Consider the following 18,516-nt stretch of genomic DNA (forward strand, 5'->3'; position numbering starts at 1 on the left):
TGCTTTCAATCACTTGGAGGCCACTTCTGATCCGTCTAGTCGCCGCATCGGTCCGTTCTGCTTGAACTTTGAGGGGTGAGTGGTATTGAGCGCGCAACTCGCCCGAAACCCAAAGGACAAAGCCTCGTGGACCTGACTGCGCTGCGCACTGCGAACCCCGACCACTGGACCAAGGCCACCGCCATCCGCGCCCTGACGCTGGATGCCATCGCGGCGGCAAATTCCGGCCATTCCGGTATGCCTATGGGCATGGCCGATGTCGCCACCGTGCTGTTTGAAAAGCACCTGAAATTCGATGCCGCCAACCCCACGTGGCCCGACCGCGACCGGTTCATCCTGTCGGCAGGCCATGGCTCGATGCTGCTCTATTCGCTGCTCTACCTGACCGGCAACCCCGAGATCACGCTCGACGAGATCAAGAACTTCCGCCAGATGGGCGCCAAGACCGCAGGCCACCCGGAAAACTTCCTCGCCAGGGGGATCGAGACCACCACCGGCCCACTGGGCCAGGGCATCGCAAACGCCGTGGGCTTTGCCATCGCCGAGGAAATTCAGCGCGCGCAATACGGCAAGAAGGTCGTCGATCACTACACCTATGTGATCGCCGGTGACGGTTGCTTGATGGAGGGCGTCAGCCAGGAAGCCATCGGCCTTGCAGGGCGGCTGGAGCTGAGCAAGCTGGTCGTAATGTGGGACAACAACAACATCACCATCGACGGCACCGTCGATATCGCCGACCGCACCGACCAGGTGCGCCGCTTTGCTGCCTCGGGCTGGCATGTGATCGAGATTGACGGTCACGACCCGGCCGCCATCGACGCCGCCCTCACTCAGGCGAAGGGTTCGAAAAAGCCGACGATGATCGCCTGCAAGACCCATATCGCACTCGGCCACGCGGCACAGGACACTTCCAAGGGACATGGCGCGCTGACCGATCAGGGCCAGCTCTTGGCGGCGAAAGAGGCCTATGGCTGGGCACATGGACCCTTCGAGGTGCCCTTTGATGTGAAATCCGCCTGGGAGGCCATCGGCAGCCGTGGTGCGGCCGAGCGTACCGCCTGGGAGGTCCGCTTTGCCGAGTTGAGCGAGCGCAAGCAGGCCGAATTCACCCGGGCCTATGCGTTCGAAGCGCCCAAGAAGCTGTCGGGCGCCATCCGTGCCCTGAAAAAGCAGGTGTCCGAAGAGCAGCCCAAGTGGGCCACCCGCAAAAGCTCGGAAGAGGTTCTGAAGGTCGTGAACCCGATCATGACCGAGACCGTGGGCGGCTCGGCCGACCTGACCGGCTCGAACAACACCAAGACCGCCGATCTGGGCATCTTCCTGCCGGAAAACCGCAAGGGCCGTTATATCCACTGGGGTATCCGCGAACACGGTATGGCAGCAGCGATGAACGGCATGGCGCTGCATGGCGGCGTCCGCCCCTATGGCGGCACCTTCATGTGCTTCACCGACTATGCCCGCCCGTCGATGCGCCTGGCCGCGCTGATGAAGATCCCCTCGGTCTTTGTGATGACGCATGACTCGATCGGGTTGGGCGAGGATGGTCCGACCCACCAGCCGGTCGAACACCTGGCGATCAGCCGGGCCACTCCCAACACCTATGTGTTCCGCCCCGCCGACACGGTGGAAACCGCCGAGGCCTGGGAACTGGCGCTGACCTTCCAGAACAGCCCCTCGGTGCTGTCGCTGACGCGCCAGAACCTGCCCACCCTGCGCACCGAGCACAAGACCCGGAACCTGACCGCTCAGGGCGGCTATGTGCTGGCCGAGGCCACCGGCAAGCGTCAGGTGATCCTGATCGCCACCGGATCGGAGGTCGAGATCGCCATGGAGGCCCGCGCCACGCTGGAGGCCGAAGGCATCGGCACCCGCGTGGTGTCGATGCCCTGCATGGAGCTGTTTGCCGAGCAGGACGAAGCCTATCGCAAACGTGTCCTGCCCGCCGGCCCCGTGCGCGTGGGTGTCGAGGCCGCTGTGCGTGCTGGCGGCTGGGACCGCTGGCTGCTGGGAGAACGCGGACGCGAGGCAAAAGCGGGCTTCATCGGCATGACCGGCTTCGGCGCCTCGGCCCCGGCCGAAGAGCTGTACGAGAAATTCGGTATTACCGCCGCAGCGACCGCGGCCATGGCCAAGAAACTGCTGGGCTGAGTTCTACGGTCAATCTGATCGGGAAAGGGCGGCTACATGCCGCCCTTTTCGGTGTTAATGGGAGTTCTTTTTGCCAGTGACCGCAGCCAGCACCGGTGCGATGACCTTCGTCGCCAATGGGATCAACAGAAAGCCGAGCGCCAGCCCGAACACCCCGTCCATGGCGGCCTTGGCGATCCACTCCACCGCTCCCGTCCACGCCGCAGGAACCAAATGACCCACGGCATACGCCCAGTCGTGGATGTGGTGACCCAGCCAGCCAAAGCCCAACTCTTCCATTCCGTGAATAACGATTGACCCGCCAACCCACAGCATCGCCGCTGTACCGACCACGGTCAGCAGGTGCATGAAACGCGGCATTCCCCGCACCAGCCCCCTGCCAAAGGCACGTGTTGCCCCCAGTCTTCCGTTTTCCGCCAGAAACAGGCCAAAGTCGTCGGCCTTCACGATCAGCGCCACGGATCCATAGACCGCGATCGTGATCCCCACGCCAGCTACCGCCAACGTCGCCGCCTCCATCCAGAAGCCGCTATCGGGAATGGCGGCGAGAATGATGGTCATGATCTCGGCCGACAGAATGAAATCGGTCTTGATGGCACCGGCGGCCTTCTGCTCTTCCAGATGCAGCGGGTCGCCCGGTTCGTCCTCCTTGAACACATGGCTGGTGTCATGCGGCACAAGCGCGTGATAGACCTTCTCCGCGCCCTCAAAGCACAAATAGCCCCCACCCAGCATCAAGAGCGGCGCAATCAGCCAGGGCGCGAAATTCGCCAACAGCAGCGCGGCAGGCAACAGGATCAGCAGCTTGTTACGGATCGAGCCACGGGCAATCTTCCAGATGATCGGCAATTCGCGCGCGGGCGCGAAACCATGCACATATTTCGGGGTCACCGCCGCATCGTCGATCACCGCGCCCGCCGCCTTGGCGCCCGCCTTGGCCGCCTGTGCCGCTACATCGTCGACCGAAGCCGCAGCGACCTTGGCAATTCCCGCAACATCATCGAGAAGGGCCAGCAATCCACTCATGCCCGCTTCCTTTCATCCTGCCCACATCTTTGGTCACCCTAGCGTAACGCCTGCTGGCCGCAAGCGTTAGCGCAACCGGGTGAAGTTTGCGCTAACACACTCAAAATAAATCGGTTTTGCCCTTTCTGAGCCGGACAGCGCCGTCTATATGGCGGAACAAATTCACGTCTGTCGGAGTATCGGAATGACCATCAAGGTTGGCATCAACGGATTTGGCCGCATCGGTCGGTGCACCCTGTCGCATATCGCAGCCTCGGGCCGCGACGATATCGAGGTGATCAAGGTCAACGCAACCGGTCCGCTGGAAACAGCCGCCCACCTGATCAAGTACGACAGCGTGCATGGACGTTTTCCGGGCGAGGTCAGCATCGGCGACGGCACCATGAACCTGGGCCGGGGCGACATGCAGATGTTCTCTACCTATGATCTGAACGAACTGGACTGGTCGGGCTGCGACGTGGTGCTGGAATGTACCGGCAAGTTCAACGATGGCGCCAAGGCCAAGGTGCATCTGGAGCGTGGCGCCAAGAAGGTGCTGCTGTCCGCCCCCGGCAAGAACGTGGACAAGACCATCGTGTTCGGCGTCAACGACGACCAGCTAACCGCTGCTGACACCATGATCTCGAACGGGTCCTGCACCACCAACTGCCTGGCGCCGCTGGCCAAGGTGCTGGACGAGGCATTCGGGATCGAGCACGGCATCATGACCACGATCCACGCCTATACCGGCGACCAGCCGACGCTGGACCGCCGCCACAAGGACCTCTATCGCGCCCGTGCCGCCGCGATGTCGATGATCCCTACCTCGACCGGGGCCGCCAAGGCACTGGGTGAGGTGCTGCCAAACCTCAAGGGACGGCTGGACGGATCGGCGATCCGGGTGCCGACGCCCAATGTCTCGGCCGTTGACCTGACTTTCCGCGCCGGGCGCGACGTGACCGCAGAGGAAGTGAACGCTGCCGTGCAGGCCGCCGCCGCTGGTCCGATGAAGGGCGTGCTGGGCTACGAGCCCGCACCGCTGGTCTCGACCGATTTCAACCACACGCCCGAGAGCTCGATCTTCGCCCCCGACCAGACCCGCGTGGTCGAAGGCCGCATGGTGCGCGTGCTGGCGTGGTACGACAATGAATGGGGTTTCTCGGTCCGTATGGCAGATGTTGCCGTAGCCATGGGCAAGCTTGGCTGATTTACGCCGACCCACTTGAGGTGAGACGCCCGCTTAGGTTATCTGAGCGGGCGTTTTCGTCGGAGCCGACCTTACATGACCAACCAGATCTCCCTTTGGCTCGGCATCTTTCTCCTGGGCGGGATGATGTTGGATTTCGCCATGTTCGGAACCGAACACATCCTGTTTCTCGGAAAGAAGCTGTTCGATCTTCTGGAGTGGATGGCATTCTGGCGGTGATAGGCACCGCCTGCGCCCTACTTTACGGAAAGCCGTTCTTTCAGGGCTTCGTTGACCAGAGGCGTCACGAATTTCGAAACGTCGCCGCCCAGGCGCGCGATTTCCTTGACCAGTTTCGACGCAATGGCCTGGCGGCGCGCATCGGCCATCAGGAACACGGTTTCAACCTTGTCGTCCAGAACCCGGTTCATTCCAACCATCTGGAATTCATACTCAAAATCGGCAACCGCGCGCAGTCCGCGGACGATGATCTGAGCACCGACATCCCGGGCACAATCAATCAGAAGATTTTCGAAGGGATGGGCTACGATCTCGGTTCCGGTTTCGGCGCTGAGTTTGGCGCACTCGGCCTCGATCATCACGACCCGCTCCTCGAGCGTGAAAAGCGGTCCTTTGTCCCGGTTGATGGCAACTCCGATGACCAGTTTGTCAACCAACGCAGAGGCGCGGCGAATGATATCTATGTGCCCCAGAGTAATCGGGTCGAAGGTTCCGGGATACAAACCCACTCTCATGGCGCCCTCCTGCGCAATAATATTGCTGCGCAGGCAAACATATCTTCGCCGCAGGTGCAAGACCGGTAACCTGCGGCGAAAAAACTTGGCGGATCAGTGCCCCATGATCATGCTTTCAAGGGCATCCTTTTCCATCGCCAGTTCCGACAGCTGCGCCTTGACCACATCGCCAAGAGTGACAATGCCGATCAGCTTGCCTTCTTCGACAACGGGCATGTGCCGGAAACGCCGCTCGGTCATCTGCGTCAGGACGTTCTGGACAGACGAATCGCGGGTGCAGGTCACCAGATCCGCCGTCATGTATTCGCTCACGCTTTGCGTCAGGCAACCACTTCCATTGGCAGCCAATTCACGTACGATGTCACGTTCCGACAAGATGCCAAGGGCGGTGACGCCGTCGTCCGAGACAACGACCGTCCCGATCCGCTTTTCCGCCAATATCGCCGCGGCTTCCGAGACCGTTGCCGATGCCGGGACGGTGACCACCGCGTCACTGGCCTTTGACTTCAGAATGGCCTGAACAAGCATTCGCAACTCCTCCGAAATATCTTCTCACTTTCCAAAGCGTTGCGTTAAAGGGCCATCCTGTCAAGACGCACCATGGCCTTCAAGCCGTGCCACCTCGTCGCGGATACCGCGCGAGAGTGCCTCGGCGAACCGGTTCAGACGCTCGCTGCGCTGATCTCCCTGATGGCGCACCAAGTAAAAAGAACGCGTCAGACTGATCCGGTCGGTCAGAATCTGGCGCAGATTGCCATGAAAAGGCAGCGTGAAATCATGCGCAACGCACACGCCCGACCCATGCGACGCATGCCGAAGCTGGACAGATACCGAATTCGAAGACAGAGCAACCCGTTCAACGCCGATGTCATTCAGGTAATCCAGTTCCCGGTCAAAGATCATGTCGGGAATATAGCCGATCATCCGATGGCCCTTCAGGTCTTCGACCTTTTGGATGGGCGCGTGGCGCCGCAGATACTGGCGAGCGGCGACCATATGCAGCTTGTAGTCGGTGATTTTCTGAACCAGCAGATGCCCGGCGGTCGGGGCACTGACGGTAATCGCCATGTCCGCTTCCCGGCGCGACAGGTTGATGACGCGCGGCAAGGCCAGAATCTGAATGTCCAGATCCGGGTTCTCGTCGCTGATCTGCGCACAGACCTGCGGCAGCAGGTAGTTGGCGCTCCCATCCGGTGCACCTATACGAATCTGGCCGGTCAACCCTTCGGTCGTGCCCGCCAGTGCTTCGGATGCGCTGCGCATCGCGGCCTCGGCCTGTTCCCCATGCGCCAAAAGCCGTTCTCCTGCTGCCGTCATCGTGTACCCCTGCGGCGACTTGGCAAAAAGCGGCGTGTCGTAAGCTGCCTCCAACCGGGCAATCCGTCGGCCGACCGTGGCCGGATCAAGTTTCAGCAACCGCCCTGCGCCGGAAAGACTTTCCTCGCGCGCAACGGCCAGAAACACTTTCATATCATCCCAATGCGGTTCCATAGGCCACCCAATACTGCATTCTTGCAAAACGACTTTGAAATCTTGCCTCTTTTCTCGGGATTTCTGCAAGCCTAAAGTGCCGCCAGCCAATCGGAGGAGATCCCATGCAGGAACTGACCCACTATATCAACGGCGAACATGTCAAAGGCACCTCGGGCCGCTTTGCCGATGTCTTCAACCCCGCCACCGGCGAAGTGCAGGCCAAATGTCCGCTCGCCTCGACCGAGGAAATGGCGCGCGCGGTTGAAATCGCCGCTGCAGCCCAACCCGCCTGGGCCGCCGTCAACCCGCAGCGCCGCGCGCGGGTGATGATGAAATTCGTCGACCTTCTGAACCGCGACATGGACAAGCTGGCCGAGGCGCTGAGCCGCGAGCACGGCAAGACCCTGCCCGACGCCGCAGGTGACGTGCAGCGCGGGCTGGAAGTGGTGGAATACTGCATCGGTGCCCCCCACATGCTGAAGGGCGAGTTCACCGACAGCGCCGGCCCCGGCATCGACATGTATTCGATGCGCCAGCCGCTGGGCGTTACCGCAGGCATCACGCCCTTCAACTTTCCCGCCATGATCCCGATGTGGATGTTCGCGCCCGCCATCGCCTGCGGCAACGCCTTCATCCTGAAACCGTCCGAGCGTGATCCGTCGGTGCCGCTGATGCTGGCCGAACTGATGGAAGAAGCTGGCCTGCCCAAGGGCATCCTGCAAGTCGTCAACGGCGACAAGGAAGCGGTGGACGCGATCCTGTACAACCCGGTAATCCAGTCGGTGGGCTTTGTCGGCTCGACCCCGATTGCCGAATACATCTATGGCACCGGTTGCTCCCAGGGTAAGCGCGTGCAGTGCTTTGGCGGCGCCAAGAACCACATGATCATCATGCCCGATGCCGATATGGACCAGGCCGCCGACGCGCTGGTCGGTGCCGGATACGGTGCCGCGGGCGAACGCTGCATGGCGATCTCGGTCGCTGTGCCGGTGGGCGATGACACCGCCGACCGCCTGATCGAGAAACTGGTCCCCCGTATCGAGAAACTGAAGGTCGGCCCCTATACCGCCGGCAAGGATGTCGATTACGGCCCCGTCGTGACCGCCGCCGCCAAGGAAAACATCCTGCGTCTGGTAAACTCGGGCGTGGAACAGGGCGCCAAGCTGGTGGTCGATGGCCGCGATTTCAGCCTGCAGGGCTACGAGGACGGCTTCTTTGTCGGCCCGCATCTCTTTGACCATGTCACCCCCGACATGGACATCTACAAGAAAGAGATCTTTGGCCCGGTCCTCAGCACGGTGCGCGCCAAGACCTATGAAGAGGCGCTTGGCCTTGCCATGGACCACGAGTATGGCAACGGCACCGCGATCTTTACCCGCGACGGCGACGCCGCACGAGATTTCGCCAACCGGATCAATATCGGCATGGTCGGCGTGAACGTTCCGATCCCCGTGCCGCTGGCCTATCACACCTTTGGCGGCTGGAAGAAATCCGCCTTTGGCGACCTGAACCAGCACGGCCCCGACGCGTTCAAGTTCTACACCCGGACCAAGACCGTCACCGCCCGTTGGCCCTCGGGCATCAAGGAAGGCGGCGAATTCTCCATCCCGGTGATGGAGTAACGCTCAGAAAACGCCCCGGCCCCGCCGGGGCGTTTTTCTTTCGGCAGTTCCCTGCCGAGTCTCCCCAACAATCACGACTTGTTCAGGCGATGCCACTGGAAGGGCCAGGGGCGAAGCCCTATGTTGCACGAAAATTTGTTCAGAAAGAGCAGGAGACCCATGACCCAGCCTCGCCTGACCCGCCGTGCAACCCTTTTGGGTTTTGCAGCAAGTCTTGCCGCGCCCGCGATCGCCCGCGCGCAATCTACGGATGCCTTTCCGACGACCGAGGAAGTGATCCGCGACCAGGTTGCAGTGCGGCGGAACATCTCGGCCTTTGCCCAGCAGAATTGGCAGGACCATTTCGATGCCATCGGGGTTGGTTGTTTGCTGGCGGATATCTCTAGTCGGGCGGTGCATTACTGGGCGCCGGACGGAACGTACAAATTGTACCCCTCCTCGGTTCCGATGACCGAGGAACTGACGCGCCGCGGATATACCGAGGTCGTGCGCAAGACCGAGAACCCAAGCTGGACCCCGACCGCCTCGATGCGTGAGCGCGATCCCACCCTGCCCCAGCGTATCGACGGCGGTGTGCCCGGCAACCCGTTGGGAACGCGCGCGATGTACCTGTCCTGGCCCGCTTATCTGGTGCATGGCACCCACGACACCCGCAAGATCGGGCGGCAAAGCTCGTCTGGCTGCATCGGGCTCTACAACCAGCATGTCGAAGAGCTGTATCCGCTGGTGCAGATCGGAACCAAGGTCCGGTTGCTCTAATCCAGAGAGAAGGTCAGACCAAAGGTCAGGGTGGCATCGACTGAGTTGCCACCCGCGGGCAAGGCCTGCATGAAGAGGTTGCGATACCGCATTTGCGCGCCCGCCAATGGCACCATGTCGTCAATGGCATGGCCGAACTGGTCGCCGTTGCCGGGATACCAGGCAAGACCCGCGAACAGGTCGAACCCCCAAACTTCGGTTCGGTACAGGGGATATGCGCCCGACACCGCAAGCGAGCCGTCGCCATAGCTGTTCCGAAAGGCCCCCACGGTCAGGTCGACGCGCTGGCCGATTGCCACCTCGGTCCAGGTCAGGAACAGCCCGGGATTGAACTCTTCGAACGACCGGGTCGCGCCGACATGATGCGAGCCCAGCAGGATCGAAACCTGATCCGGCCCGGCCGTCGCGGCACTGGCTGAAACGACGAAAGCCGTTGAAAAAATGGCGTTTTTGACGACTTTCCGCATTGTCTGAGTTCTGTCCTTTTGTCGGGTATGACCGCGAATGCGTCCAGGCTATGCGTCAGGCGCGATGCACCGAAGCGGGCTACTTAAGGGGTATGGTCAGGCCAAAGTTCAGTCTGGTTTCCGCATCCAGGGACTCCCCGGGCACGGCCCGCAGATAGGCGTTTTTATACCGCGCCTCCAACGCCGCAACCGGGGCCACTGCGCCAATCGAATACCGCGATTTCTGCGCCAGATCGGCATCCCAGGCCAGCGCGCCGACGAAGGAAAACCGTATGTCTCCGGTGTCAGCAAAAGGAACTGCGGCGCTCAGGGCAAATGGCCCTGCCTTGCTGCCGTTCGGCAACGCGCCCGCGCTGAGATCGACACGGTTGCCCAAGGCTGTTTCCGCCCAGATCAACGGGTCGAACTGCTCTGTGGTGGAGGTTTTGCCAGGTTTGACAGGCTGGGACTGGTCCGACAGTGCGGCACCGGAAAACCCTAACCCGGCGGAAACGACAAAGATCAGAACCGTCACGCGCACCCTGCCCGTCCCTCTCCAGCTTTACAGGATTGTACCCCAAATTGACCGTTTTGCAGTGGGTTTCATCCCGTATTGTTCCGTTTTGTACAGGGTCGCACCGAAATTGGACAAGATTGTGGCAAAACCGGAAACGGTTCAGAGTTTGCGGATCCAGAAGGATTGCGCCCGCCCCTGCCCCAGGAATGGCAGCGCCGCCACCGCATCCGGCCGGGCCCGTTGCAAGTAATAGCCGGGCCAGAGTATTTCATAACCGCCCGATTGGATCAGCGCGTGCAGGACATACTGTTCCGCCCAGGAGGGGCAGTCATAGAAGAACCGTTTGGGGTATTCATAGGGCAAGAACACGTCATGCACATGGATCACCACGCCCGGTGCCAGCGCCGGGATGATCCGGCAGAAGAGATGCGCGACATCGTTGCTCATCCGCACCTGGTGGCTTGAATCGATGAACAGGATGTCGCCTGCACCCAGTGCGGCGAACAGGGCCGGGTCGACCTCTTCCAACCGTTTCTGTTCGAACCGGTCGACCACATGCGCGATATCGGCGCGCGGCCAGGGGTCGATGGCGGTGATCGTGGTGGCCAGCCCGCCGTCAAGAATGGCCTGACGGGTGATCCGGGTCGAGTTGCCGCAACCGACCTCGATCACCTGGCGCGGCTGATAGCGGCGGACCATCAGATAGAGCGCCTCGGCATCGGGTGTGTCGTAATAGCCGTTGTTGCCGCGATACCCCGTCTGGTTCCGCTCTGGATCGTGCAGCGCGGCAAGGGCATCGGCGCGGGCCGTGTAATCGGCAACCAGTTGCGAAAGGTCGAACCCGTCCATCCCCGGGCTGAGCGCATAGGCGATGCCGTCGAGGCCGCCGCGCGCTTCGAAGTCGCGCAGCCGCTCTTGTTCGGCGCTCCCTTCGCGGGCATCGACAAGCGCCATCCCCCACCGGGACAGCAACGCGTTGGCCTTTGGAAACTTCCGCTTTTTCACCGCTTTCACCTGTTGTCCGTCCTCTGGTTCAGCCCGTTGCATAACCGGCCCGCGCCCGCGATCCAATGGCATTCCTGCTTGAGAAACGGGTCCGATGCCTGTTCACTGGTCCAACACGGCCAAACGGGAGGGACCATGCAAACGGAATACACGCTTGGGATCGAAGAGGAATACCTGCTGGTTGACCGAGACAGCCTGCAACTGGCCGAGGCCCCCGCCGCTTTGATGGAGGCCTGCCAGGCCGATTTCGAAGGCCAGGTCAGCCCCGAGTTCCTGCAATGCCAGATCGAGGTCGGCACCCGCCCGCATACCACCATCGCCTCTGCCCGCGATGATCTGAAACGGCTGCGCGCCTGTGTGTCGCAACGAGCGGGAGAGCATAATCTGGTCCCGATTGCTGTCTCCTGCCACCCGTTCGCCAACTGGAAGGACCAGCATCACACCCGCAAGGAGCGTTACGACGCGCTGCAACATGCGCTGGGCGGGGTGGCGCGGCGGATGCTGATCTGCGGCATGCATGTGCATATCGGGGTCGAGGACAAGGCCCTGCGTGCCGATCTGATGCCACAGTTGAGCTATTTCCTGCCGCATCTTCTGGCGCTGTCGGCCTCCTCGCCCTTCTGGAATGGCGAGGATACCGGCCTGTCCTCCTATCGGCTGACCATCTTTGACAACCTGCCGCGCACCGGACTGCCGCCCACGTTTACAAGCTGGGCAGAGTATGAGCGCACCACGGGGATCCTGGTGGAGCTGGGGGTGATCGAGGACACCACCAAGATCTGGTGGGATCTGCGCCCGTCGCACCGGTTTCCGACGCTGGAAACGCGGATCATGGATGTGCAGCCGCGGCTGGAGCACGCGCTGTCACTGGCGGCGATGAACCAGGCGCTGATGCGGATGCTCTGCCGGATGAAGGCGCGCAACCTGCGCTGGCGCCATTACGACCGGTTCCTGGTGGGCGAGAATCGCTGGCGCGCGCAGCGCTATGGTGTGGGCGAAGGGCTGATCGACTTTGGCGACCGCTCGATCAAGCCGATGACGGTGCTGATGGACGAGCTGATGGGGATGCTGTCGGAAGATGCCGAGGCGCTGGGCACCCTGCCCGAGATCGCCCGGCTGCGGCAGATCGCCGAACATGGCAACTCGGCCACCCGTCAGCGCCGGGTCCATGCCGAGGCGCTGGCCCGAGGCGAGGATGCGGGACAGGCCGTGGTGCGCCACCTGATCGAGGAGTTCCACGCCGATCTGTAGGCTGAGGGGCGCTGCCCCTCTTGGCCTGCGGCCAATTCACCCCGGAGTATTTAGGGCAAAGTGAATGGGCCTTTTGGGTGGTGCGCTTTGCATTTCTGCAAGGGGCGTTTGCGGCATTGGAGCTTGATCGGACAGGGGCGTAGCGGTAAGAAATAAACAACTGTTCATTTCTGCTGTCCGCCGATGGAGGAGACGTCATGGATTTTGCACTGACCGAGGAACAGACCGCGATCTTCGACATGGCCCACGCATTCGGCCAGGACAATATCGCGCCTTATGCCCGGCAATGGGAGGCCGAGGGCACCATTCCCAAGGAGCTTTGGCCGCAGGTGGGCGAGCTGGGTTTTGGCGGGCTCTATGTGTCCGAGGAAGCCGGCGGCGCCGGGCTGACCCGGCTGGATGCCACGCTGGTGTTCGAGGCGCTCAGCATGGCCTGCCCTTCGGTTGCGGCCTTTCTGTCGATCCACAACATGTGCGCCAAGATGCTGGACAATTTCGCCAGTGATGAGCTGAAGGCGCGGGTGATGCCAGACGTGCTGTCGCTCAAGACGGTGCTGAGCTATTGCCTGACCGAGCCGGGGTCCGGCTCGGACGCGGCGGCGCTGAAGACGCGGGCGGAGAAGACCAACGAGGGCTATACGCTCAACGGCACCAAGGCGTTCATTTCGGGCGGCGGGTATTCCGATGCCTATGTCTGCATGGTGCGCACCGGCGAGGACGGGCCCAAGGGCATCTCGACCGTCTATGTCGAGGATGGCACGCCCGGCCTGAGCTTTGGCGCGCTGGAACAGAAAATGGGCTGGAAGAGCCAGCCCACGGCCCAGGTGCAGTTCGACGATTGCAAGGTGCCCGCGGGCAACCTGGTGGGCGTCGAGGGCGACGGGTTCAAATACGCGATGATGGGGCTGGATGGCGGGCGGCTCAACATCGCCTCGTGCAGCCTGGGCGCGGCGCAGACGGCGCTGAACATGACCCTGCAATACATGGGCGAGCGCAAGGCGTTCGGCAAATCCATCGACCAGTTCCAGGCGCTGCAATTCCGGCTGGCGGATATGGAGATCGAGTTGCAGGCGGCGCGCACCTTCCTGCGGCAGGCGGCGTGGAAGCTGGACAACAAGACCCCCGACGCGACCAAGTTCTGCGCCATGGCCAAGAAATTCGTCACCGAGACCGGCTCGAAAGTGGTGGATCAGTGCCTGCAATTGCATGGCGGATACGGCTATCTTGCCGATTACGGGATCGAGAAGCTGGTGCGCGACCTGCGGGTGCACCAGATCCTGGAAGGCACCAACGAGATCATGCGGGTGATCGTTGCCCGCCACATGCTGGCCAACCGCTGAGGATCAGATGGCAGATATCGACATCCGGGTCACGGGACGCGCCGGGCGGATCACGCTGACCCGCCCGCAGGCCCTGAACGCGATGAGTTATGACATGTGCATGGCGATCGACGCGGCGCTGAGGAACTGGCGCGAGGATGACGACGTCGCGCTGGTGATCCTGGATGCCGAAGGCGACAAGGCGTTTTGCGCCGGGGGCGACATTGCCGAGCTGTATGATACCGGCACCCAGGGCGACTATGGGTACGGGCGCACCTTCTGGCGCGACGAATATCGCATGAATGCAATGATCTTCGAATATCCCAAGCCGGTTGTGAGCTTCATGCAGGGGTTCACCATGGGAGGCGGTGTCGGCATCGGCTGTCACGGCTCGCACCGGGTGGTGGGCGAAAGCAGCAAGATCGCCATGCCCGAATGCGGCATCGGGCTTGTTCCGGACGTGGGCGGCACGCTGATGCTGGCGCTGGCACCGGGGCGGCTGGGCGAATATCTGGGCACCACCGCCGGGCGGATGGGGCCTGATGACGCGATTTTTGCGGGGTTTGCCGATCTCTACATCCCGCAAGGTGACTGGGAGGGGCTGATCGAGATGCTCGAGGCCTCGGGCGATCCGGCGCTGCTGGCGCCGCATGCACAGACCCCGCTCCCGGGCGAGTTGCGCGCGATGCAGGGTGAGATCGACCGGCATTTCGGTGGTGAGACACTGGGGGATATCCTGACGTCATTGCGGGCCGATGCCGGAGAGTTCTCGGAGAAAACGCGCGCCAGCCTGGGACGGAATTCGCCCTTGTCGATGGCCTGCACGGTTGAGATGCTGCATCGGCTGCGCGGCGCGGCATTGACCATCCGCAAGGCGCTGGAGCTGGAATACCGCTTCACTTATCGTGCGATGGAAAAGGGCGATTTCCTGGAAGGGATCCGCGCCCAGATCATCGACAAGGATCGCAATCCGCGCTGGCAATATGCCGATCTGACGGTGCCTGCGATGGCGGTATCGGCCATGTTGCAGCCTTTGGGCGCCGAGGCGCTGACATTCGAGGAGGAATAGGCATGAAAATCGGGTTCATCGGTCTGGGCAATATGGGGGCGCCGATGGCGGCCAACCTCGCCAAGGCGGGTCACGAGGTGACCGGGTTCGACATGGCGCCGGTCGAGGTGGCGGGTGTGACCCGCGCGGCCAGCGCGGCAGAGGCCGCACGCGGCGCCGATGTGGTGGTGACCATGCTGCCCAACGGCCAGATCCTGCGCGCCGTTGCGGCCGAGGTGATCCCGGCGATGACAGCAGGCGCGGCGCTGGTCGATTGCTCGACCGTCGACGTGGACAGCGCCCGCGCGGTGGCGGCGGAGGCCGAGGCGGCCGGGCTGCTGGCGGTCGACGCGCCGGTCTCGGGCGGCATCGGTGGCGCGGCGGCGGGTACGCTGACCTTCATGGCGGGCGGCTCGGAAGCGGCGTTCGACAAGGCCAAGCCTCTGTTTGACATCATGGGACAGAAGGCCGTGCATTGCGGCGATGCAGGCGCCGGACAGGCGGCCAAGATCTGCAACAACATGATCCTGGGCGTGACCATGATCGCCACTTGCGAAGCCTTTGCGCTGGCCGACAAGCTGGGGCTGGACCGGCAGAAGATGTTCGACGTGGTCTCGACCTCGTCGGGCTATAGCTGGACCATGAACGCCTATTGCCCGGCGCCCGGGGTGGGGCCGCAATCGCCCGCCGATAACGGCTATAAGCCCGGGTTCGCGGCCGAGCTGATGCTCAAGGACCTGCGGTTGAGCCAGCAGGCCGCCGGCAGCGCCGATGCCGATACGCCGATGGGCCAGCTGGCCGAGGCGCTTTATGCCCAATTCGTCGAGAACGAGGACGGAAAGGGCATGGATTTCAGCGCCATGCTGCCCCGGTTCGAAAAGCGCGGACGGGAATAAGGGGCGCTGCCCCTCTTGGACCGGGGTCAGTTCACGCCGGTCTGATTTCTCGGCAGAAAGAAGCCAGCCGCCAGTGTGTTCACTGGCGGTTTTTTGCGCAGAGGTTTGCAGTTGCACCGCGCATGCCCCATCTGACGAGAGAGAGGCCGGAGTCCCGGTCGCAAGATGGAGTTGATGACATGAAACGGATGATCTCTGCTTCGCTGGTGCTGAGCCTAGCCCTTGCTGCTGCCCCTGCCCTGGCGGGAAATGGAAATGGCAACGGAAACGGCAAGGGAAATGGCAAGGCCCCCCACAAAGTTGAAAAAACGGTCAAGGTCACCCGCCCGGCCAATACGACCGTGTCGGTGCATTGCCCGCCCGGACTGGCCAAGAAGGCCGTTCCCTGCGTGCCGCCCGGACAGGTAAAGGCGCGCTATGGCATCGGCGACTATATCCCGCGTGACTATTTCCGCATCGACGACCCTTATCGCTATGGCCTGAAGCGGGACGGCTATTACGTGCGGGCGGGCGACTATGTCTACCAGATTGATCGCGACACCCATAAGGTGCTGAACCTGATCGGCGCGGTGGCCGATATCCTGAACTAAGGCTCAGCGCCAGGGGTTCCTGGGCGCGCGATCCTCGGACAAGCTGTCTTGCCGGGCGGTGACAAGCTCTTCGATCGCATCCGCCAGGTGGATGCGGTCGATATTGTAGTCACCGCGCGCGACCCGAATCCGGTGCGCCCGGAGCAGCACATCGGCATGGGTGCAGCCCACGGGCGGCTCGAACCGGTAGCTGGCCAGTTCGATCAACAGGCCCAGCGGATCCTTGAAATAGATCGAATCCATGAACCCCCGGTCGCGCGGGCCGGAATGGTCGATGCCGCGTTCGTCCAGCCGTTCGACCGCCTGCCAAAAGGTCGCCTGTGACACGTTGAAGGCGATGTGATGCACGCAGCCCGGATCGGTGGGCGTTCGGTCGGGCGTGCCTTTACGTGTCTCGTTGGTAAAGACGGTGATCAAGCGCCCGTCGCCCGGGTCGAAATAGACATGCCCCTCGTCCGGGTTGTCGAGATTGGGCTGGTCAAACACGAAGGGCATGCCCAGCACCCCCTCCCAGAAGTCGATGGTGCTCTGCCGGTCGGCGCCGGTCAGGGTAATGTGATGCACGCCCTGGGTCTGTAGCTTGCGCATTGTCGTCCTCCTCTGCTCCCCGGACACAGCATAGCGCGATGGCGCGATCTCTCAATCACCGGGCGCCGCATTCCCCCAGATCGCTTCTGTCGCTTGCCGGGTGGCGTCGTCGGCGGGAAAGAACATCTCGATCCTGAGTTCGGACATCGCGATGTCGCCGGTGGCACCGAACTGGGTGATCGTGGTGAAGAAGGAGAGCACAGCCTCGCCCAGCCGGTAGCGGGCGGGGATAACGGCGGGCATCGGGGCATCGACGGCGCCCGGCTGTTGCGCGACCCGTTCTGCCAACCGGGCCACCGCCTGTTCCAGCACCGGGTCGTAGCCAAAATGCGCAAGCTCGGTGCGCAGGCGCGTCAGGCTCAGCCGTTCGACCTCGGCCCGGTTTTCCAGCGCCGCCGCAAGGGCGGGATTGTCCAGCAGCGCGTCGATCAGGCTGTCGCCATCCCCCAGCCCGGTGGCGGCGAACATCGCCTGGGCGGGGCGGTTCATCGCCTTGAGGCACCAGTGCCGGTCCACCGCCATCGCCGGATAGGGCGCGTGGCGGGTCAGCATCCAGTCGACCGCCTGCGAAAGCGGCGCCATTTCGGGTGCGTCGCCTGCCCGGCTGTGATAGGCGGGCGCCAGCCCCGCCGAGGTGAGCCAGCGGTTGCGGGCGCTGCCCGGCACCTCCAGTTCGTCACAGAGCCGCAGCACCATGCCCCGGCTTGGCCGGGCACGGCCGCTTTCCAGAAACGAGATATGGCGCGGCGAGACCCCGGCGGAGAGGCCAAGTGTCAACTGGCTCATCCGGCGCAGCTGGCGCCATTCCCGCAGCACATCTCCGAATGTGTCCATCATCCCTGCCCTCCGCTTGCCTCAGCATAGGGCATCGGGCACGGGTTTCACTTACCCCAGAGGTAATTGTTTTGCGGCGGCCCGAGGTGGCAGGCTGGCCCCAGCATCAGAAATGGAGAGTAGAGATGACCCATGACCGCGCCACCCGCCTGCTGTCGCTTGCCGCCATCGCCACCGCGCTGTTCGGGTTGGCCATGTTCGCCACCGTCGCGCTGGACCAGCGCGCCGTGTTCGAGATGTTTCTTGATCTTGCCATCCTGCCCATCGACGGGGCGGACCGTTTGGATACCCCGACCGCGCGGCTGCTGACCGCGATCAGCGGCGGCTTGCTGACCGGGCTGGGGGTGATGATCTGGCAAGTGGTGCGCGACGTCTATGCCCGCGACCCCGAAACCGGCGGGCGGATCATCCTGCGCGGGGTTCTGGCCTGGTTCGTGATCGACAGCGCCGGATCGGTGCTGGCCGGGGCCGCGTTCAACGTGTTGATGAACAGCGGATTTCTGGCCCTGTTTCTGGTGCCGTTGTTCGGGCGGCGTGCGCAAGGGACGCAGTCCGCATCCGGCGCAAGCAAATAGGCCCCCCGTTTGCCACCAAAGCGGCTCAGCCAGTGCGGTTGATCCATGTATCGCGCACTGTGGAAAACTTTTCCCTTTTCAGTCAGGGAACCAAAGCGACCAAAGCGGCGTTCATCCTTCACACAACAAAATTTGGTATGGAGTATGGATCCGATGCGGTATCACGCAACGGCACTGGCATTGCTCGTGCTGACGACAACCACCCCCGCCCAGGCAGCTTGTATTGACCACAACAGCGCCGATGCGTCTTGCAACGCGCCGTCGCCGGCACGTTTCATGACCGTTGAACCTTCCCCAGGCGGCCTGAGCGAAGGAGCCCGCCTGCCCGACAACGCGATGGTGTTGATCAACACCGCCTATTACGGGCTTCCACCGGTCGAGAGCGGCTGGTGGTATTTCAAGGTCGATGGCCAGATCTATCGCGCGAACCCAAGTTCACGCGTCATTCTGGAAAGGGTCACGCATCTGGCCAATGCCGCGTTCAAGTCCTGATCGCGTG

General features: G+C 62.7%; 21 protein-coding genes. 12 read left to right on the forward strand and 9 right to left on the reverse strand.

The features are described from left to right. The first annotated feature begins 126 nt into the window (after window positions 1–126). On the forward strand, window positions 127–2,148 hold the full coding sequence (gene tkt, locus G0P99_RS21560; RefSeq protein ID WP_164132552.1) for a transketolase: 2,022 nt from the start codon (window positions 127–129) through the stop codon (window positions 2,146–2,148). A 54-nt stretch (window positions 2,149–2,202) separates the two neighbouring features. Here tkt and G0P99_RS21565 read toward each other — a convergent pair whose 3' ends face one another. Then, on the reverse strand, window positions 2,203–3,174 hold the full coding sequence (locus G0P99_RS21565; protein WP_164132553.1) for a DUF808 domain-containing protein: 972 nt from the start codon (window positions 3,172–3,174) through the stop codon (window positions 2,203–2,205). 184 nt (window positions 3,175–3,358) lie between these two features. Here G0P99_RS21565 and gap point away from each other — a divergent pair, with 184 nt between their 5' ends. Next, on the forward strand, window positions 3,359–4,360 hold the full coding sequence (gene gap, locus G0P99_RS21570; protein ID WP_164132554.1) for a type I glyceraldehyde-3-phosphate dehydrogenase: 1,002 nt from the start codon (window positions 3,359–3,361) through the stop codon (window positions 4,358–4,360). Window positions 4,361–4,435: 75 nt separating this feature from the next. Next, a complete protein-coding gene (locus tag G0P99_RS24600; protein ID WP_203583208.1) occupies window positions 4,436–4,579 on the forward strand; it encodes a hypothetical protein in 144 nt (47 codons plus the stop codon). A 17-nt stretch (window positions 4,580–4,596) separates the two neighbouring features. Here the strand turns inward: G0P99_RS24600 and coaD are convergent, their stop codons facing one another. From coaD to G0P99_RS21585, 3 genes are all read right to left on the reverse strand, one after another. After that, window positions 4,597–5,094 (reverse strand): pantetheine-phosphate adenylyltransferase, encoded by a 498-nt coding sequence (coaD, locus tag G0P99_RS21575; RefSeq protein ID WP_164132555.1) that lies wholly within the window; start codon window positions 5,092–5,094, stop codon window positions 4,597–4,599. A gap of 93 nt (window positions 5,095–5,187) precedes the next feature. Then, window positions 5,188–5,622 (reverse strand): CBS domain-containing protein, encoded by a 435-nt coding sequence (locus tag G0P99_RS21580; RefSeq protein ID WP_164132556.1) that lies wholly within the window; start codon window positions 5,620–5,622, stop codon window positions 5,188–5,190. A gap of 60 nt (window positions 5,623–5,682) precedes the next feature. Continuing rightward, complete coding sequence (locus tag G0P99_RS21585; protein ID WP_164132557.1) at window positions 5,683–6,585, reverse strand: LysR family transcriptional regulator; 903 nt, start codon at window positions 6,583–6,585, stop codon at window positions 5,683–5,685. 104 nt (window positions 6,586–6,689) lie between these two features. On the opposite strand from G0P99_RS21585, the gene G0P99_RS21590 reads away from it, so the two are divergent. Next, window positions 6,690–8,189, forward strand: coding sequence for a CoA-acylating methylmalonate-semialdehyde dehydrogenase (locus G0P99_RS21590; protein ID WP_164132558.1), 1,500 nt, complete (start codon window positions 6,690–6,692; stop codon window positions 8,187–8,189). A 159-nt stretch (window positions 8,190–8,348) separates the two neighbouring features. Then, complete coding sequence (locus tag G0P99_RS21595) at window positions 8,349–8,948, forward strand: L,D-transpeptidase (RefSeq protein ID WP_164132559.1); 600 nt, start codon at window positions 8,349–8,351, stop codon at window positions 8,946–8,948. On the opposite strand, the gene G0P99_RS21600 is transcribed toward G0P99_RS21595, so the two are convergent. The 3 genes from G0P99_RS21600 to G0P99_RS21610 all read right to left on the reverse strand — a co-directional run bounded on the left by G0P99_RS21600 (window position 8,945) and on the right by G0P99_RS21610 (window position 10,916). Beyond that, complete coding sequence (locus G0P99_RS21600; protein WP_164132560.1) at window positions 8,945–9,415, reverse strand: hypothetical protein; 471 nt, start codon at window positions 9,413–9,415, stop codon at window positions 8,945–8,947. The genes G0P99_RS21595 and G0P99_RS21600 overlap by 4 nt on opposite strands. A 79-nt stretch (window positions 9,416–9,494) precedes the next feature. Then, window positions 9,495–9,929 carry a hypothetical protein gene (locus G0P99_RS21605; protein WP_164132561.1) on the reverse strand — a complete coding sequence of 145 codons (435 nt, stop codon included), beginning with the start codon at window positions 9,927–9,929 and terminating at the stop codon, window positions 9,495–9,497. A 141-nt stretch (window positions 9,930–10,070) separates the two neighbouring features. Next, entirely contained in the window at window positions 10,071–10,916 is an 846-nt protein-coding gene (locus G0P99_RS21610; RefSeq protein WP_164132562.1) for a class I SAM-dependent methyltransferase, read from the reverse strand. 135 nt (window positions 10,917–11,051) lie between these two features. Here G0P99_RS21610 and G0P99_RS21615 point away from each other — a divergent pair, with 135 nt between their 5' ends. The 5 genes from G0P99_RS21615 to G0P99_RS21635 all read left to right on the forward strand — a co-directional run bounded on the left by G0P99_RS21615 (window position 11,052) and on the right by G0P99_RS21635 (window position 16,020). Beyond that, the gene (locus G0P99_RS21615; RefSeq protein WP_164132563.1) at window positions 11,052–12,167 is read left to right on the forward strand and encodes a carboxylate-amine ligase; all 1,116 of its coding nucleotides are present in this window, start codon (window positions 11,052–11,054) and stop codon (window positions 12,165–12,167) included. Between the two features lie 197 nt (window positions 12,168–12,364). Continuing rightward, on the forward strand, window positions 12,365–13,507 hold the full coding sequence (locus G0P99_RS21620; RefSeq protein WP_164132564.1) for an acyl-CoA dehydrogenase family protein: 1,143 nt from the start codon (window positions 12,365–12,367) through the stop codon (window positions 13,505–13,507). A gap of 7 nt (window positions 13,508–13,514) precedes the next feature. After that, window positions 13,515–14,555: an enoyl-CoA hydratase/isomerase family protein gene (locus tag G0P99_RS21625; protein WP_164132565.1), complete on the forward strand. Its 1,041-nt coding sequence runs from the start codon at window positions 13,515–13,517 to the stop codon at window positions 14,553–14,555. 2 nt (window positions 14,556–14,557) lie between these two features. After that, window positions 14,558–15,430 (forward strand): 3-hydroxyisobutyrate dehydrogenase, encoded by an 873-nt coding sequence (gene mmsB, locus G0P99_RS21630; RefSeq protein WP_164132566.1) that lies wholly within the window; start codon window positions 14,558–14,560, stop codon window positions 15,428–15,430. A 179-nt stretch (window positions 15,431–15,609) separates the two neighbouring features. Then, entirely contained in the window at window positions 15,610–16,020 is a 411-nt protein-coding gene (locus G0P99_RS21635) for a hypothetical protein (RefSeq protein ID WP_164132567.1), read from the forward strand. Window positions 16,021–16,023: 3 nt separating this feature from the next. On the opposite strand, the gene G0P99_RS21640 is transcribed toward G0P99_RS21635, so the two are convergent. Next, complete coding sequence (locus tag G0P99_RS21640) at window positions 16,024–16,608, reverse strand: VOC family protein (RefSeq protein WP_164132568.1); 585 nt, start codon at window positions 16,606–16,608, stop codon at window positions 16,024–16,026. A gap of 51 nt (window positions 16,609–16,659) precedes the next feature. After that, window positions 16,660–17,445, reverse strand: a complete 786-nt coding sequence (locus tag G0P99_RS21645; protein ID WP_164132569.1) for a helix-turn-helix transcriptional regulator — start codon at window positions 17,443–17,445, stop codon at window positions 16,660–16,662. Between the two features lie 122 nt (window positions 17,446–17,567). On the opposite strand from G0P99_RS21645, the gene G0P99_RS21650 reads away from it, so the two are divergent. Together G0P99_RS21650 and G0P99_RS21655 are read left to right on the forward strand one after the other, a co-directional pair. Continuing rightward, window positions 17,568–18,017: an excinuclease ABC subunit A gene (locus G0P99_RS21650; protein ID WP_164132570.1), complete on the forward strand. Its 450-nt coding sequence runs from the start codon at window positions 17,568–17,570 to the stop codon at window positions 18,015–18,017. A 276-nt stretch (window positions 18,018–18,293) separates the two neighbouring features. Continuing rightward, on the forward strand, window positions 18,294–18,509 hold the full coding sequence (locus tag G0P99_RS21655) for a hypothetical protein (protein ID WP_164132571.1): 216 nt from the start codon (window positions 18,294–18,296) through the stop codon (window positions 18,507–18,509). Window positions 18,510–18,516: the final 7 nt, after the last annotated feature.

The organism is Ruegeria sp. PrR005, from assembly GCF_010500245.1.
Lineage (GTDB): Bacteria > Pseudomonadota > Alphaproteobacteria > Rhodobacterales > Rhodobacteraceae > Ruegeria_B > Ruegeria_B marisflavi.

Excerpts from the sequence above, each read along its gene's own strand:
- G0P99_RS21645 (WP_164132569.1), bottom strand. The coding sequence starts at position 17,445 with ATGATGGACACATTCGGAGATGTGCTGCGGGAATGGCGCCAGCTGCGC.
- G0P99_RS21565 (WP_164132553.1), bottom strand. The coding sequence starts at position 3,174 with ATGAGTGGATTGCTGGCCCTTCTCGATGATGTTGCGGGAATTGCCAAG.
- G0P99_RS21650 (WP_164132570.1), top strand. The coding sequence starts at position 17,568 with ATGACCCATGACCGCGCCACCCGCCTGCTGTCGCTTGCCGCCATCGCC.
- G0P99_RS21600 (WP_164132560.1), bottom strand. The coding sequence starts at position 9,415 with ATGCGGAAAGTCGTCAAAAACGCCATTTTTTCAACGGCTTTCGTCGTT.
- coaD (WP_164132555.1), bottom strand. The coding sequence starts at position 5,094 with ATGAGAGTGGGTTTGTATCCCGGAACCTTCGACCCGATTACTCTGGGG.
- G0P99_RS21615 (WP_164132563.1), top strand. The coding sequence starts at position 11,052 with ATGCAAACGGAATACACGCTTGGGATCGAAGAGGAATACCTGCTGGTT.
- G0P99_RS21595 (WP_164132559.1), top strand. The coding sequence starts at position 8,349 with ATGACCCAGCCTCGCCTGACCCGCCGTGCAACCCTTTTGGGTTTTGCA.
- G0P99_RS24600 (WP_203583208.1), top strand. The coding sequence starts at position 4,436 with ATGACCAACCAGATCTCCCTTTGGCTCGGCATCTTTCTCCTGGGCGGG.
- gap (WP_164132554.1), top strand. The coding sequence starts at position 3,359 with ATGACCATCAAGGTTGGCATCAACGGATTTGGCCGCATCGGTCGGTGC.
- G0P99_RS21640 (WP_164132568.1), bottom strand. The coding sequence starts at position 16,608 with ATGCGCAAGCTACAGACCCAGGGCGTGCATCACATTACCCTGACCGGC.
- G0P99_RS21635 (WP_164132567.1), top strand. The coding sequence starts at position 15,610 with ATGAAACGGATGATCTCTGCTTCGCTGGTGCTGAGCCTAGCCCTTGCT.
- G0P99_RS21590 (WP_164132558.1), top strand. The coding sequence starts at position 6,690 with ATGCAGGAACTGACCCACTATATCAACGGCGAACATGTCAAAGGCACC.
- G0P99_RS21580 (WP_164132556.1), bottom strand. The coding sequence starts at position 5,622 with ATGCTTGTTCAGGCCATTCTGAAGTCAAAGGCCAGTGACGCGGTGGTC.
- G0P99_RS21585 (WP_164132557.1), bottom strand. The coding sequence starts at position 6,585 with ATGGAACCGCATTGGGATGATATGAAAGTGTTTCTGGCCGTTGCGCGC.
- G0P99_RS21655 (WP_164132571.1), top strand. The coding sequence starts at position 18,294 with ATGACCGTTGAACCTTCCCCAGGCGGCCTGAGCGAAGGAGCCCGCCTG.
- G0P99_RS21620 (WP_164132564.1), top strand. The coding sequence starts at position 12,365 with ATGGATTTTGCACTGACCGAGGAACAGACCGCGATCTTCGACATGGCC.
- G0P99_RS21625 (WP_164132565.1), top strand. The coding sequence starts at position 13,515 with ATGGCAGATATCGACATCCGGGTCACGGGACGCGCCGGGCGGATCACG.
- mmsB (WP_164132566.1), top strand. The coding sequence starts at position 14,558 with ATGAAAATCGGGTTCATCGGTCTGGGCAATATGGGGGCGCCGATGGCG.